Origin of the sequence: Luteolibacter luteus (assembly GCF_012913485.1) — a bacterium.
GTDB lineage: Bacteria > Verrucomicrobiota > Verrucomicrobiia > Verrucomicrobiales > Akkermansiaceae > Haloferula > Haloferula lutea.
This window is the reverse complement of record NZ_CP051774.1, coordinates 3353917-3369255: the sequence shown is the minus strand read 5'-3', so window position 1 is coordinate 3369255 and position 15339 is coordinate 3353917. Positions and strand designations below refer to the sequence as shown.

The 15339-nt window shown below is 61.7% G+C and carries 8 protein-coding genes; 4 read left to right on the top strand and 4 right to left on the bottom strand.

All coding sequences use genetic code 11. The features are described 5' to 3' along the window. The first annotated feature begins 135 nt into the window (after positions 1 to 135). From HHL09_RS13965 to HHL09_RS13950, 4 genes are all read left to right on the top strand, one after another. Complete coding sequence (locus HHL09_RS13965; RefSeq protein WP_169455243.1) at positions 136 to 1143, top strand: GDSL-type esterase/lipase family protein; 1008 nt, start codon at positions 136 to 138, stop codon at positions 1141 to 1143. 67 nt (positions 1144 to 1210) lie between these two features. Further along, complete coding sequence (locus tag HHL09_RS13960) at positions 1211 to 1888, top strand: 3-keto-disaccharide hydrolase (protein WP_169455242.1); 678 nt, start codon at positions 1211 to 1213, stop codon at positions 1886 to 1888. 75 nt (positions 1889 to 1963) lie between these two features. After that, positions 1964 to 4282 carry a hypothetical protein gene (locus tag HHL09_RS13955; protein ID WP_169455241.1) on the top strand — a complete coding sequence of 773 codons (2319 nt, stop codon included), beginning with the start codon at positions 1964 to 1966 and terminating at the stop codon, positions 4280 to 4282. 396 nt (positions 4283 to 4678) lie between these two features. Continuing rightward, positions 4679 to 9493: a M60 family metallopeptidase gene (locus HHL09_RS13950; protein WP_169455240.1), complete on the top strand. Its 4815-nt coding sequence runs from the start codon at positions 4679 to 4681 to the stop codon at positions 9491 to 9493. 80 nt (positions 9494 to 9573) lie between these two features. Here the strand turns inward: HHL09_RS13950 and HHL09_RS13945 are convergent, their stop codons facing one another. The 4 genes from HHL09_RS13945 to HHL09_RS13930 form a co-directional block, all read right to left on the bottom strand. After that, entirely contained in the window at positions 9574 to 11022 is a 1449-nt protein-coding gene (locus tag HHL09_RS13945; protein ID WP_169455239.1) for a porin, read from the bottom strand. Positions 11023 to 11063: 41 nt separating this feature from the next. Next, entirely contained in the window at positions 11064 to 11816 is a 753-nt protein-coding gene (locus tag HHL09_RS13940; RefSeq protein ID WP_169455238.1) for a DUF4956 domain-containing protein, read from the bottom strand. A gap of 49 nt (positions 11817 to 11865) precedes the next feature. Continuing rightward, complete coding sequence (locus tag HHL09_RS13935; RefSeq protein ID WP_277349114.1) at positions 11866 to 12804, bottom strand: polyphosphate polymerase domain-containing protein; 939 nt, start codon at positions 12802 to 12804, stop codon at positions 11866 to 11868. Positions 12805 to 13321: 517 nt separating this feature from the next. Then, positions 13322 to 15250, bottom strand: coding sequence for a RecQ family ATP-dependent DNA helicase (locus tag HHL09_RS13930; RefSeq protein WP_169455236.1), 1929 nt, complete (start codon positions 15248 to 15250; stop codon positions 13322 to 13324). Positions 15251 to 15339: the final 89 nt, after the last annotated feature.

Sequence of the window (15339 nt, the reverse complement as noted above, 5' to 3'; positions counted from 1 at the left end):
TGCTATCATGATAAATTCAATCGATATGTCGAAGACTTTCTCGACACAGCATGCAAATGACCCCAATAGATACATTGATCGAAATGGATATCATCCATGGATAATTCACTTTCCCTCCTATAACCCTCCCCTCCCATGCCCGCAAAAAAGACAGCCGCCAAACGTCCGGCCCGAAAAGCCACGACCAAGCGGACCACGGCGAAGCCTTCCGTAAAGAAAGCTGCCGCTAGGACCGCCTCGACCAAACCCGCCACGCTCAATGCGGCCCAGCAGGCCGAATACGAGGCTTGTTCCAATGCCGGCTTCAAGGACCGCAAGAAGGCGCCCGTGATGATGGCCGCGGAGGGGCGCACGGCGCTGCGGCAATTTGTCGTGGTTGCCGAAGGTGATTCCTGGTTCGACTATAAGCCGGCCTTCCTCGGAGGAAAAGACCTTCTCGGACATTTGCAAAGCTCGGGCCGGATCAATGTCTATCGCGTCAGCAAGGCGGGAGATACCATGGAGAACATGGTCTACGGCACCGATACCTCGGGCAAGGGGACCGGCATGAAGCCGGCTTTGCCTCCACAGCTCGAAAAGACCTTAAAGGCTATTCTGGACAAGAATGCGGACGCCTTCTTCTTCTCCGGTGGGGGCAACGACCTCGCCGGAGTGGAACTGGCGAGCTATCTCAATCACAAGACATGGGGACAGCCTGTGATCCGGAAGGAAACCCTCGATTTTATCTTTGGCATCTATTTCGCGAAGGCCCTCAAGGATCTCATCAGCGCCGTACGCAAGGTAAAGCCGGGCCTCCCGATCTTCCTTCATGGTTATGACTATGCTGTGCCGGACGGTCGTGACGTGAGTTTCCTTGGCTTCAACTTCTCAGGGCCGTGGCTGAAACCGGCCTTGGTCCAGAAGCGGCGTACGGACCCTGCCGAAGGTATCGAAATCATGGTGAAGGTGCTCGACGCCTTCAACGCCGCGCTGAAGAAGGTCGCCGCGGACCATTCGAAGGTCTACTACATCGATCTGCGGAAAACCCTGCGCAATGGGGCAAACTACAAAGACGATTGGGCGAACGAACTCCACCCGACCTCGAACGGTTTCCAACGCTTGGCCAAGAAAATTGAAGCCGTGATGTTGGAGAAGCTCCCTTGAGGGACATGGATCAGGACAACCGTGATTCTCCTCGCGTCCGCTTGGATACGGAAGCTAGCCTTGGGATATGTCTCCTTCTTTATCTGCGGCGATAATTCTGGTTTGCCACTCGCTCACCCTGCAGGCAGCGGAATTCCAGCCGCTCTTCCCGAAAGACGGCGTTCCCGAGGGTTGGAGCGTCCGGAAATGGGACGATGTGAAGAACCCCGCGGATCCCGGCGTGGTCTGGAAGGTGAAGGACGGCGTCCTCTACGGCAGTGATCCCCGCGGCACTTGGCTAATGAGCGACAAAGAATACGGCGACTTCGTCCTGGAATACGAATGGAAGCTCGGGGAGCAGGGAAACAGCGGCTGCGGCCTACGTTTCCCGGCGGCGGGAGATCCCGCCTTCGATGGCATCGAGCTCCAGATGGCGGATGTCCGCTACAATCCCCAAGCCAAGGAGTCCGAACTCACCGGCGGTCTCTACCGGGCAGTGGCTCCGAAGAAACAAGTCTACAAGCCCACCGAGTGGAATAGCTACAAGATCACCCTCAAGGGATCCAAAGTGACCGTGGTCTTGAACGGCGAGACGATCCTCGACCTCGATCTGGATGAGCAGAAGGAAACCGTGAAACGCCACGATGGAACCGATGCCAAGCCCCTGGCCGAGCGCCCGCGGAAAGGCCGCATTGGTTTTCAGGAACTAAGCCGCGGCGGAAGCTTCGTGGAGATCCGGAACGCACGGATCATGGAGCTGGAATAGCGGAAGATGATTTCCCGATATCTTCACAGAGAGGGCATAGACCTATGACTGGCGGGCCCTAGCTTCCGGCCAGCCATGCGATTCTCCATCCTCGCGTCCCTCGCCCTGCTTCCCTGGTGCCATGCTTTCGCGGGGAACTATGCCGACGAGTTCCGCGAAGGACGGGAAGCCGAGTCCCGCGGAGACCTGCCGCAGGCGGTGGACGCCATGCAGCGCAGCTACCGCTCCGCCTTGGAAGCTGGGAACGTGGACTACGCCACCGCCGCAGGAACCAATGTCCTCCCTTACCTCTACCGGCAGGGAAAAATCATCGAAGCCGGACAAGCCGCGCTCCAGATGATCGAGGAGCTGAACGATTATCCGGTGGACGATGCACCACGCGGCGACGCCGCCCGGCGGGTGCAGTATTTCGGCTACGCCGAGCGCGGGCTCCGCGCTGAGGGCAGGCTAGGCCAAGCCTGGCAGATGAATCGCGCCGCCGCCGAGACCCTGCGTGGCAAGAAGGTTACCATCCATTCCGACGGTCCGTCGATCACCGTGGGCGAAGTGCTGGAAATGCCTTCCGCGCTGCGAGCTTGGGGCTGGCGCGTCCTTGAGCGCGAGGCTGAGCTACTGGATATCATGGGCCGCTCGCAGGAAGCACGCGTGCTGCTTGATCAGGCCGCCGCGGCCTTGGGCACCGAATGGCGGAAGTTTCCCAAGCCCGAACATTTCTATATCGCCAAGCTTCTTGCGAGCCGGGCAATGATCCTCGATTTCCTGGGCTATGATCGCGAAGCCATCGCCGCCCAGCGCGAGCTGCTGGCGCAGACCGAAGGCGACCGCAATCTCCTGCCAATGCGTCACAACCTGCAGCTCAACCTGCTACGGAATCTTTCCCAATGGGAAGGCCCATCCGAGCAACTGCTGGGGGAAGCACGAGAGGTCGCGGCCTTGATGAGGGACGATCTGGACGAGGGAACCAGCCGCTTGATCGCAAGGATGGAATTGGAGCTCCAGGACTCCAAGGATGCGCTGGATGTCCTGCACGCTGAAGCGATGCGAACGCTGGAAGCCGGTCTGGAATTTGAGGCGGTCTATTCCGGGCGCGATAGCCTGATCGCCCGGGCAGACCAAGGCGAAGACGGCCTCGATTCCGAATTCGGAAAGCTGCTGGGCAAGATGCGGGCGCAGGGAAATAAGCGCGGCGAACCAAGCCTGTATCGCGAGTATGGCGACTACCTCTTGAACCGGAAACGGCCCGCGGAGGCGATCGCGATGTATGGCGAAGCACGTCGCCTGACACAGGCCTTCGGCTGGACCCTGCACGAGCCGGCCTTGATCTTCGCCCTCTTCAAGGCGCACTTCGCCGCCGGAAATATCGAGGGAGCCCGTATGATGCTGGCCGAGTTGGAAGCTTTCTTGCGCCATCATGCGGAACTGCCGGACTCCCGCCGGGTGAAAGCGGAGGTCTCGCGAGCCCTCGCGCTGGCGAAACTCGGGGAGAAAGATGCCGCACGCGCCACGTTCAAGCTCGCACGCGAACTTGCCACGAATCTACCGGACTACCAGAAGCGCTGGCTCAAGCCGGAGGTCGAGGAGCGCGTGTTGAACGAGGCACCCACCTCTCCCACACCCATCGCCGGGGTACCGGAGGTCCACCTTCAACCCTTGGAGATCTCCAGCATCGCCCTGCCGGGCCAGTCGGCCCGAACCCGCTTTGTCGCCTTCAATTCCTCAGCCACCGGAACCGCCGGCAAGCTGGTGATCGAAGGACCCGGGGCCACCGCATCAGGCGATGAAGTCCAGCTCCAGTCAGGCCGCCCGGCCGCCGCGGTCGATCTGCCGCGAGTCCTTGCCGGAGGCGGAGAAACCCAAGTTCGGATTTCAATCGCCGCCGCTCCCGAGGTGACGGAAGCCGTGGTGAAAGTGCGCTGGGAAACGGCCGGTGGCACTTCCACCAAAGCTTCTTGCTGGACGGTGGATTGGACGCCGGATGCCAAGCGCAGCGTGGTGCTTGATGCGAGCATGCTGGAGACAAATCCCTTCCGCAGCGTTTCGCTGTTCCATGAGATCGCGTTACCGGAGGGCTCGGTCTCAATTCCCTTCCGCTTGAGATCCCCGGTGGACCTGCGGCTTGAGTACTATGACCCTCGTAGCGGAGACCTCCTTGCGGTGGATGCGAATGGAAATGGCGATTTCACCGAAGCGGGCGATCTCCATATCCAGGGGCCGGACGGCATCGCCGCAGCGATCCTGCCCATACTTCCCGGCAAGGATCCCCAAGGAATCGAAGTGAGGATTTTCGCCTGCGATGGCAGCCCGGCACCAATGCCGTCGCCAGCCCTCACACTTGAATCCGAAGTTTACCGCGGCGGAGAATGGGTGAAGGAAGCGGAGAGTGTTCTCCGCTGAAAAAGGGCCTGAAAATTTTCTGTATGACAAATGCGCCGTCGTAGCGCATTTGATGGATTTCTTTCAGTCTAAATGTCTGATTTTGAGAGGTATGAGCCTCCGTCGTGATTCGCAAATGAGTTGACGAATCAATTTTTGGCAACTTTTCTGCCAAAATTCAACTGGATCACTTTCGACCGAGCGATCCCCTGCGTGTTTTCGAGCCATAGCTGACATATTCAGCTCAAAATCGAGACCTTTCTTCCTCTTTCCCAAGCCATCAAAGGCTAATTCCCTCACGTTTTGAGGGACCGCGAGCCTTCGCTTGGTCGGCTCTTCGCGGCGGCTTTCGACGTTTTCCTGCTGTCCCCCCTTGCCTCTGAACCACCCCCCTCAGACCTCGATAAAACCCCGAAAATGAAAAGAAGCATCCGATCCCGATTCGTCGCCCTCTTCGCGGCGGCATCGGTTCTGTGCGGCGGGCACGCCCTCGCCCAGGCAACCATCCCCGGCGATTTCGCCGAGATCACCGGCACTTCCGCCGGGCAACCCGTGTCCGGCTGGGGCTCCCCCGGCAGCGTGGCACGTCATGGCAAATCCTCCTTCCCGGTCCTGATGGACTCGGGCGGCGTGGCGATGATGGCTGCAGGCCGCTACAACGACGGCACCACCAGCACCACTGCACGGGCCGTCGCCTTTTCCCACAACGGTCCGATCTTCGGCGGCAGCGATTCGATGCCGCTGCTGCTGGAAGCCTCCGTGAAATGGGCGAGCCGCAAGACCACGCCATCGACGATCACGGTCGGTTGCGGCTCCGGTGTCTCGACCAGCTTCTGGACCAGCCGCGGCTACCTCACCAAGAGCGTGACCACGGCAATGTCCTCCTCCGCCAACGACCTTAGCGGCGTGGATGTCTTCGTCTTCGATTGGCACTCGGGCTACAGCGCCGCCGCGGTGACCAAGATCCAAACTTTCACGGCCGCCGGCGGCGGCATCGTGTGCGGGGCCACGCCATGGGCACTGGGGGCTACGCCGAGCGCCGATGCCTTTGCGGTGATGGGACCTTTCGGCCTCACCTACAGCGGCAGCGGCTGGGGTGGAGCAAGCCCCTTCACCGTTCCGGGCACCGCGCCTTCCGCCTACTACAGCGCGCTGAATGGCAGCGGCGACCTGATCCGCGACGAAGAAGGGCTCATCACTCTCTCGCTCGCGGACAAGACGATCGCGGCCAATAGCATCGACCAAGTGCTCGCCGTGCGGACCAATGTCACCGCGCTGAATGCGGACATGGAGACGCTGGGAGACGGCTCGCACTACGGCACGATCGCCCCCACCCAAGCCTCACCGGTCGTGAAAAGCTCGCAGCCCGTTCAAGCGATGCTGACGCGCTATCAATCGAACAAGTTCGATACCCTGACGCCGGGCCAGCTCTTCGCCCACCCCAGCGCGAATGATTTCCCCGGCACGCCGCTGGCAGGCAGCACCGTCAGCCGGACGGTATCGGTGAATGGCAACACGCCCGCCGATTTCTACATGAACCAAGGTGGCAAGCCGACCCGCATCGAGACCGGCGTCTACGCCGCACCGGGCGCGACGATCACGATCACGATTCCCTCCGACAAAACCGCAGCGGGATTGCAGGCCCACATCTCCCCGAACGGGAGCGAGGACCAGATCTGGAACCAAGGCACATGGACCTTCTATCCCAAGCTCTGGCGCCGCGTGTCGCTGGCTGCCACCACCACGCAGACCGGCCACGTGCTGGGCGGCCTGGTCACCATCCTGGTACCCGCGAACTCCAGCCTAGGCACCTTCAATGTCACCGTTGATGGTGCACTGCCCGCACCCGCTTTCACCCTTGGCGTGAATACGGACACGGAGTGGAACAGCACGCTGAAGAACAACCCGGCTCCCTACGGCTTCATCAAGACCGAGAAGCTGGTGATCTATGTCGAGCGCTCGCAACTCGCGGCGCTGAGCAATCCGACCCAGGTGGCGAACCACTGGAAGACGGTCATGGACATCGGCGACGAATACTATGGCTATAGTGCCTGGCGGAAGCGCGGGGAAGCAATCGCAAGCGCACGTTACGTGGCCTACGGCGCGGCCTATGCCGGCTACCCGATCGAGGCGGGCTGGGGCGTCGGCGGGGACGAGTTCCTCAACAACCCGATGAAGAACGGCTCCTGGGGCAACTACCACGAGCTCGGCCACGGCTATCAGGACGACTTCGACGGCGCCTTCGTCATCCCGACGCATGCAGAAGCGGATGTGAACCTGCTGCCGGGCATGATCTACAACATGGTCCACAAGCGGACCGCCTGGGACAACAGCTCGCATCCCTCGCTGGATGCCAGCGAGCGCATCGCCCGCCGCGCCCAATACCTCGCTCTGCCTGCCACGCAACAAACCTGGCAGACGGCCTGCGAGGGAGATCCGGCAAACGACACCGGGGAAACGGTCTACGACTTCTACTACAATATCTCCGAAGCCTTCGGCTGGACCGCCTACAAGACCGCACTGGGACGCTTGATGAACTACTTGCAGAACCCGGGCGGTTCCACGGATCTGGACATCAAGAACCTCAGTACCAGCGATCCCAACTTCAAGCGTAACCGCTTCTACATCCTTTTCTGCGATGCCACCGGGCGGAACCTCGACACCTACTTCCAGCGCTACGGCCTCGGCGTCACGGGCAAGGGCTATGAGATCACCCAATCGGTGAAGGACCTGATCAGCTCCCGCGGCTATCCCGTATGGAACGACAACTCGGCAATGACCGCGATCAGCAATCCCGGCACCATCTCGCTCGCCGAGGACACGCCGCAGGGCACCCTGATCCACGATTTCAGCGTGACCGATCCCGACCCGGGCGAGACCCACACCTATGCGATCACCGCGGGTGACACGAACGGCGACTTCAGCATCGATCCCTTTACCGGCGAGCTGCGGGTCTTCTCGATCGACTACGAGCGTGCTGCCTCCTATTCGCTCACGGTAACCGCGTCCGGCAATGGCATTCCGTTCAGCGGCACGCGCCATACGATCACGCGGAGCTTCACGGTGAACATCACCAACACCCCGGACACTCCGGTGGTGGCCGGCAAGCTTTTCACTGCGACTTCCGCCATGAGCAGCGGCACCGTGCTCGGCACGGCAACCGCCACGCTGGACCCCTCCCGCACCGCTTCTTCCTGGGCGATCACGGCAGGCAACGGCAGCGGGATCTTCGCGATCAATGCCTCCGGCCAAGTCACGCTGCAGACCCCCGGCTCGCTCGGTTCACCGGCCGCCTATCAGCTTACCGTGCGCGTGACAGATAGCGCAGGCCAATCCGGCTACGGACAGGTGACGGTCTACGCCAACGCAAGCCTCGGCGTGCGTGAGGAAAGATGGACCGGCTGGAACACCACCGCCGGCACCCCCGTCTTCACCGGCTACCAGACATCCTTCACCACCGCGCAGAACGTGGCGGACAACTACACACGCCGCCTGAGCGGCTGGATCATCCCGCCGGTCACGGGCCTCTATACCTTCTGGATCGCATCGGACGATGACTCGCGGCTCTCGCTCAGCAGCTCGGCAAGTTCTTCCGGCAAAGAAGACATCGCCATCGTGGGCGGTTGGACCGGCTTCCAATCCTGGGATGAGAAAAGCACGCAGAAGTCCGCTCCGAAGTTCCTCATCGCGGGTTACCCCTACTACATCGAGGCCGTCCAATCGGAAGGCGGCGGCGGTGATCACCTGGCAGTAGCATGGTCAGGCCCCGGCATCACGCGGGCGGTCGTCCCGGGTTCCGCACTGGTTCCGGCTGCGCCCGGGATTTCGCTGAGCACCCCGGCACCTGCAGCCCCATCGATCACGCTGACCTCACCATCGAATGGCGCGAGCTACAGCGCACCCGCGGCCATCCCCGCTGCCGCGACAGTCACCGACAACGGCAACAACATCACCAAGGTGCAATTCCTCGATGGTAGCGCAGTCATCGCGGAAGACTACACGCCTCCCTACACCACCACGCTGAACACCTCCGTCATCGGATCGCATCCGCTGAAGGCACGCGTGGTCTACGGGCTCTCCGGCTCCACGGCGGATTCGAGTGTGTCCACGGTTTCCGTCACCGGTGGCAGCCTGCCTTCCGGATGGACCGGTGCGGACATCGGTGCCGTCGGCGTGGCCGGCAGCAGCAGTTATAGCGGTGGCGTCTACACCATCAGCGGCAGCGGCGCGGACATCTGGGGAACCTCGGACGAGTTCCAATTCGTCTCCACCACCATGACGGGCGATGGCGAGATCCGCGCGCGCGTCACCTCGCAAACCAACACCCACCAGTGGGCGAAGGCCGGCGTGATGATCCGCGATACCTCCGCGGCAAACTCCGCGCACGCGATGATCGTGGTCACCCCGGGAAATGGCTTCGCCATGCAATACCGGGCCACCACCGGCGGCAGCAGCTCCAGCGTCTCCGGGCCTGCACTCAATGCCTTCCCTGACAACTGGGTCCGCCTCACCCGCTCCGGAAACCTGATCACTTCCTATGTCTCCGCCAATGGCACGGCATGGACCCAGGTCGGCCAGGCTACGATCACGCTGGGCAGCACCATCAGCATCGGGTTGCCCGTGCTAAGTACGGACGACGCCGTACTTGGCACTGCCACCTTCGACAATGTCTCGGTCACTGCCTACCCGCTCCCTTGGATCACCGCGGACATCGGCACCACCGGCCTGGCGGGACGCTCCGAATTCTTCGGCAGCACCCACACCCTGAACGGCGCGGGCGTGATCGGAGGCACTGCCGACGGCTTCCGCTTCACCTACCAGGCGCTCAGCGGGGACGGCGAAATCACGGCGCGCATCCCGGCGCTCGGCTCTACCGGCACCTCGGCACGGGTCGGCGTGATGATCCGCGATACCCTCGCCGCCAACTCCCGGAATATCTTCATGGGAGTCCACGGCACCGCGGCCTACCGCTGGTCCCGCAGGACCACCGCGGGCAGCAGCACCACTACGACCAATAGCAGTAATGGCACCGTGCCCAATGTCTGGGTCCGCCTCGTGCGGAGCGGCACCACCATCACCGCCTACCGCAGCTCCAATGGAACTTCATGGACGAACGTGGGCTCCACCACCGTGTCCTTCGCCACCAGCTGCTACATCGGCCTTGCCGTCGGCAGCGGCAGCACCACGACGATGAATACCTCGTCGTTCGACAACATCTCGGTGACACCCTGAGGTCTCAAGTCACCGCGAATTGCTGCCGGGGGCCGAAAGGTTTCCGGCAGCTTTTTTGTGCCCGCGGCTCCCCGCGAAAATCAAAATGAGGTCCGCAGCGCGATCTGGTAGGTCAGCGCCTTCACATCACTACGGCGGGTCGTCAGATCATCGTAAGCAACGCCACCCATCAATTTGATGCGGTCACGGCAGATGTGGTAGTTCAGGCCGCCGTAGAGGTAGTGATGCTCGCTGCCGCGGCCATTGTCCACGTCCACCGCTGGATTCTCATGGTCCGCACGCACATAGCGGGTCGGGATCTGGAGACCCTGCGACTCGGATGAATGAAGGTATTGATACTGCAGGACGACCTGCAGCCTGTCCTCGATGATCCAATACCACGGCATCACCACGAAGGCGTGGAAATCACCTTGGCGACGGGCGATCAGGCCATTCGCACCACCGTTGTCACCATAGATGGCCTCGGTGATGATGCCCCAATTCTTCTTCTCGTAGATCGCGGAAAGAGAGGCCGCCCATGCATAGCCGAGCGCGTCATCCACCACCGGCTTGTCATCCAGATCGTTCTGGCTGTAGTCGAGCAACAGGCGGAAGTCGTTCGTCGCCTTCCATTCCAAGCTGCCGTAGTAGAACTGCCCGTCATTCCAGCCGCCGATGAAATCCGCATCGTCCTCGGCGCTATAGACGCCGGTCACCAGCTTCCAGTCACCCTTTTCAAGCTCCAGCGTCGCTCCCGTCGGGCGACTCTGGTTCCCGCCCAGCTTGTCGGCGATGCCGGAGCGCTCGATCGTGTAAATCTCGTTGGAGGACATGTGGATCTCCTCCGACATCTTGAGCTTCATCCGGCCATACTTGATCTTGATGTCGTCGAAGGGACCTCGCTCTCCGATCGCCTTGTGAAGGTCGAACTCGATCGATGCCTCGTCGAAGCGGTCATAGCCCCACTCGAGATCCGAGTAGAAGTCATCGCGGAAGCGATCATCCTTCACCAGGTTCACGTTGATCTCGGCGGTGAAGTAGCGAAGGAAGCCCGTCTTCGTCTCCAGGCGAAGCCTACGATACTCGTCGTACTTGTCGTTGAAATCGAGACCGTTGACGTCGGTGCCTTCGATCGATGCAGCCTGATAGTGGAAACGTCCGCCAACCTCGAAGGAGTCGATCCAAGGGTTATCCTTGTTTTCGTAAAGCAGGCCCGGCTTGTCATTCAGCCAGGCGCACCAGTCGCCATTGTTCTTGTGCTCGATCGCCGGAGCCGGCTCGACCACCGCACCCTTCGCATCCGTCGGGGCATCCGTGGCAGTTCCCGCCACCGCGCCATCGCCGGAAGCAGCAGGTGCCACCTCCTCGTGCTTCTTGGCCTTGTCCTTATCCTTGTTCTTCTTCCCCTTCCCTTTCTTCCCATCCTTCTTTTTTCCGTCCTTCGACTTGTGCTCCTTGTGGGGCTCTTGGGCGTCTTGGGCTCGGAGGTCCGCCGGCGTCATTGCGACGGCGAGGCAGGACAGGAAAGCAATGCGGGCGAGGGTTTTCATCAAGCTGCTTGGGTTTGGAAGTCAGACAGGACTCAGGCAGCTCAAGCGTCGAGCTCGTTGCCGGTCGGGGTCAGGATCACGCGGTTGTTCCCGCAGACGAGGTGCAGCGCCTCCAGCAGCTTCGGCGTGCTCACGCCCAGCTTCAGCTGCATGCCATAGCGCAGCTCGGTCATCATCCCGGCTTGGGCGGAAGACACGCTCACCAGCTCCACGCGGTCCGTGAATTCATTGAAGACCGGTTCCAGCAGCTTCTCGAAATCCATGTCGCTGGTCATCCGCAGCGTCAGCATGTGCGAGGCACGGCGCGGCGCGAAGGCATCCGTCTTCGTCAGGACGATCACCGCGAGACCGACGATCACCGTGATGATCACCGCCATGTCATACTTGCCCGCGCCGACCACCATGCCGATCGCCATCGCGAGGAACACGAACGCAAGGTCGCGCGATTGCCCCAGCGTTCTGCGGAAGCGGATCACCGAGAAAGCCGCAAACATGCCGAAGGCGATCGCCCCGTTGTTCGCCACCACCATGATCAGGATCGTCGTCACCACGCCGATCATGATCAGCGTCTGCACGTAGTCTTGGGAATAGCGGGTTCCCTTGTAGGTCCGCCGGTAGATCACCGCGATCAGGAGATTCAGTGCGAGGCTGATCCCAATGGCAACCACCACCTCCAGCGGCGACTTGCTGCCATCGGCCGCGGGAGCAAATTTGAACAATCCGTCAAGGATCGGCGAGGGAGCTTGGGCAAGCAACTTGCTGCCAAGCGCGAAAAGGGCGTCGAATGAGTACATGCTGGGTCTTTTGAGGAAACGGGGGTGGGCCTAGATTACTTGGCAAAAATCAGCGGACTTTCTGCGCCTGAAAAAGAGACGCGATCCGCATGATCCATTGGCCAAGCACACCCGGGCGATCTTCTTTGGCGGCCCCGGCACGACGCGGCAAGCTTGCCGTCGGGGTAGGACGCACGCGCCCCTTTTCATCCAACTGGCGCGCCTGCGTCTTCCGTGGCGGCGGCACGACCGATTGGGTCTTCGGCGGCTCCGGCCTCGGAGCCTGCCGTTGCTTGAATTCATACATCTCCAGCGCGGCCGTGTACTTGCTGAAGCCACGCGGCACGAGATTGAACTCCCCGATGATATTCCGGAACCAGTACGGCACGGGGCCGATGGTCTTCACTTCCATGATGGCGGAGCCCGGTTCCAGCAGCGGAAGCTCGAAGTCCGGATCATCCGGAGTCAGCGGGATCAGCCGGAAACGGCAACGCGGATCGAGGTCGAAGGTGATGCGGATGGTCCCTTCCGGACCGCTATCGAAGGCATAGCGATGATAGCGGATCTGCACCACCGGCTTGCGCTCGCGGCCGTTCACCAGGTCACGGATCTCGGCGAAGACACGCTCATCGGTCGCGGAGGCATAGCTCTCCCGCGCAGGAAGCTCGCCTTGGGAAAATTGGGTCAGCTCATCGAGCCCCACGGAGACCCGGCGTTTCACCGTCACTCCATCCAGCTTGTGCTTCACCTCAATGAAGGCACTCGGAGGGATCGCTCCGTCCCGCTGTCCATAGACGCGGCTGCGGATGCGCCGGCGGTTCGGCACCCCCATCTGCTTCTGCCAGTAGCTGCTGCGCTCGTCGGTATCGAAATATTCGGAGAGCACCGGATAGCCGCCTTCCGCGCCGCGGTCGGCCACCATCATCTCGGCAACGCGCGCGCGAAGCACCCCCTGCAAATGAGGCGGGAGCACGAACTTGAACTCTCTTCTATTCTGATTGGCATCCATTGCGGCTCTGGGGGAACAGTATGGGATCGCCTATGCGTTACAGATGACTGCAATGCAAAAGGTTGGATCAAACGCTGGGTGGCGTCCAGGGGTGGGAGCGATGAGGAGCCCGCGGGTCTGGCCGTCCGCGGCCTCCGTGTCCGGCCGCTCAACACGGCAAGTCCTATCCGTGCAGACGATAGCGCCTGCCGGATTGGCACACGAGATCACATTGGCTTTCATCGCGATAACAACCGTGACAATTTCGTCACTATAACCGTCCGTCGATCAAAAATGTTGCGAAACCCTGTGAAAAGGCGGGAAAAGGCCGCATTCTTGACGACGTCGACTTGATCAAGCTGCGGCCGGAGGCAGCATGAAGCGACCGTTTTCGATTCTCAAAAAGTGCCAGACATGACGTCACCCGGATGAAGTATCCGCGGCGTATTTACTTTTTGGGCTGCATCGCGGGGCACTGGAGGCCCAAGCGATTACAAAATAAGCTGCCCTCCCGCCCTGCCCCCGGAGGCCCCAAGCTTCAAAACGACTCCGCCAAATCGAGAACTTCTGCAAATGGCAGGTGTTCAAGGAGGCCGAAAGCATCGTGCCGGGAGAGGCGCGCCCGGGTTACCGCCGGACTGGAGATGCCACACAGGAAGCGGGCAAGCTGGCGCGGGGTTTTCAGTGCGGCATGACCTTCGCCCCTCAGGTCCCGGATCGCCGTCAGTTCCTCCGCCGATGGTTCCTGATGAGCCGTCCGCGGGACCGGTGAAGGCGCGATCCCCCTGCAGCGATCACAGTGACCGCAGGGCTCCGCCAGCCTCTCGCCGAAGTGCCCCGTCACGAATCCGGTCAGGCAGCCGGGCTGCTCGGCCAGCTCCACTACCTCATGCAGGCGCTGGAGATCGGCCTCCTCACGACGGCGGAATTGCGCGTCCAGCCGCTCCGCCAGTTCCCTCAGGTCGCCCGGATCCTTCTTCATCCGGTAGCCTTGGCGGATGCCGGATTTCTTCACCGTCAGATCACCCGCCTCTTCCAGATAAGTCAGCGCCGCCACGATCCGCTGCTTGTCCTCGCCGCTATTCATCGCGACTTCCTGGATCTCGAAGGTGAACCAGCTCCGTCCCTCCTTCGCGGCCGCGAAGATCTTCCGCAGGAAGGTTTTCCGCCGTGCATCGTAGCCGGCCAGCATCGACTCCATGTCGCGCAGCGGTCTCACCTGGTAGGTCGACCAGAACATCCGGGTCGCCTCGATGATGCCCTCTAGCTCCAGGTAGGTAAGCAAGGTGCCAACCACCAGCGGCCGGATATCATTCACCGAGGACAGCTCGTAGGTCGATAGATCGAACTCGTTCCCCAGCCGCAGAACGTGATCGATGAAGTGCCGCACCGCCGCCGGCGAGGGAGTGTCGCCATGGATGAAATTCTCAAGCGTCACCAGGTCATCGCCGCAGGCCAGCAGCTCGCAGGCGGACAGCTTGCCATCGCGCCCGGCACGGCCGGTCTCCTGGGTGTAGTTCTCGATGCTCTTCGGCAGGTTGTAGTGATAGACCGCACGGATGTCCGCCTTGTCGATCCCCATGCCGAAGGCGATCGTTGCTACGATGACTCTCGTAGTTCCCGCCATGAAATCCTCCTGCGCCGAGGCGCGGAATTCATCAGGCAGGCCCGCATGATAGGCACGGGCAGGCAGGCCGTTCTTCTGGAGAAAGGTGGCCACCTCTTCCGCCGTGTGCTGCAGGGTCACATACACCACCGCAGGCCCCTCGCTTTCCTTCAGGCGCCGGAGCAGGTGAGCCTTCCGCTCGCCCGCGGACAACGGTGAAACCCGCAGGTCCAGGTTCGCCCGGTGGAAGCTGAGCTGGATGTGATCGCCCTCCGTGATCCGGAAACCCTTGCGGATATCCTTCGCCACCGCAGGCGTGGCGGTCGCGGTGAGGCAGAGCACCCGCGGCACCTTCAGGTCACGGCACAGTTTCGCAAGCTTCAGGTAGTCCGGCCGGAAATTGTGGCCCCATTCGGAAATACAATGCGCCTCGTCGATCGCCACCAGCGCGATCCGCAGCTTCTTCAGCCGGGCCCGGAAGCCCTCGTTGGATAGCCTCTCCGGTGCCACATACAGGAGCTTCAAGGAGCCGTCCCCCAGCGAGCGGATCACCGCCTCGTATTCCTCCCGCTCGAGCGTGGAGTCCAGCCGCGCCGCCGCCACCCCCTTCGCCCGCAGCGCATCCACCTGATCCTTCATCAGCGCGATCAGTGGAGAAACCACCAGCGTCACCCCATCCAGCAAAAGTGCCGGCAATTGGTAGCATAGCGACTTCCCCCCGCCCGTCGGGAAGACCGCCAGCATCGAGCGGCCATCGATCAAACCTTCCACCACCTCCCTCTGCCCGCCGCGAAACCCCGCATGCCCGAAACGGTCACGGAGGGTATCAAGGATCAGGTCGGCGCTCACGCCGCAGGACATGCCGGGAGGAAGGACAAAGGACAAGGCTCCGCAGGAGCGGTCAGGAAAAATGTAGCGGCGCGTCTATGGCCGTCGCACTTTAGCGGCAA

Coding starts and splice junctions, on each gene's coding strand:
- HHL09_RS13965 (WP_169455243.1), top strand. CDS start 136: ATGCCCGCAAAAAAGACAGCCGCCAAACGTCCGGCCCGAAAAGCCACG.
- HHL09_RS13960 (WP_169455242.1), top strand. CDS start 1,211: ATGTCTCCTTCTTTATCTGCGGCGATAATTCTGGTTTGCCACTCGCTC.
- HHL09_RS13955 (WP_169455241.1), top strand. CDS start 1,964: ATGCGATTCTCCATCCTCGCGTCCCTCGCCCTGCTTCCCTGGTGCCAT.
- HHL09_RS13950 (WP_169455240.1), top strand. CDS start 4,679: ATGAAAAGAAGCATCCGATCCCGATTCGTCGCCCTCTTCGCGGCGGCA.
- HHL09_RS13945 (WP_169455239.1), bottom strand. CDS start 11,022: ATGAAAACCCTCGCCCGCATTGCTTTCCTGTCCTGCCTCGCCGTCGCA.
- HHL09_RS13940 (WP_169455238.1), bottom strand. CDS start 11,816: ATGTACTCATTCGACGCCCTTTTCGCGCTTGGCAGCAAGTTGCTTGCC.
- HHL09_RS13935 (WP_277349114.1), bottom strand. CDS start 12,804: ATGGATGCCAATCAGAATAGAAGAGAGTTCAAGTTCGTGCTCCCGCCT.
- HHL09_RS13930 (WP_169455236.1), bottom strand. CDS start 15,250: ATGTCCTGCGGCGTGAGCGCCGACCTGATCCTTGATACCCTCCGTGAC.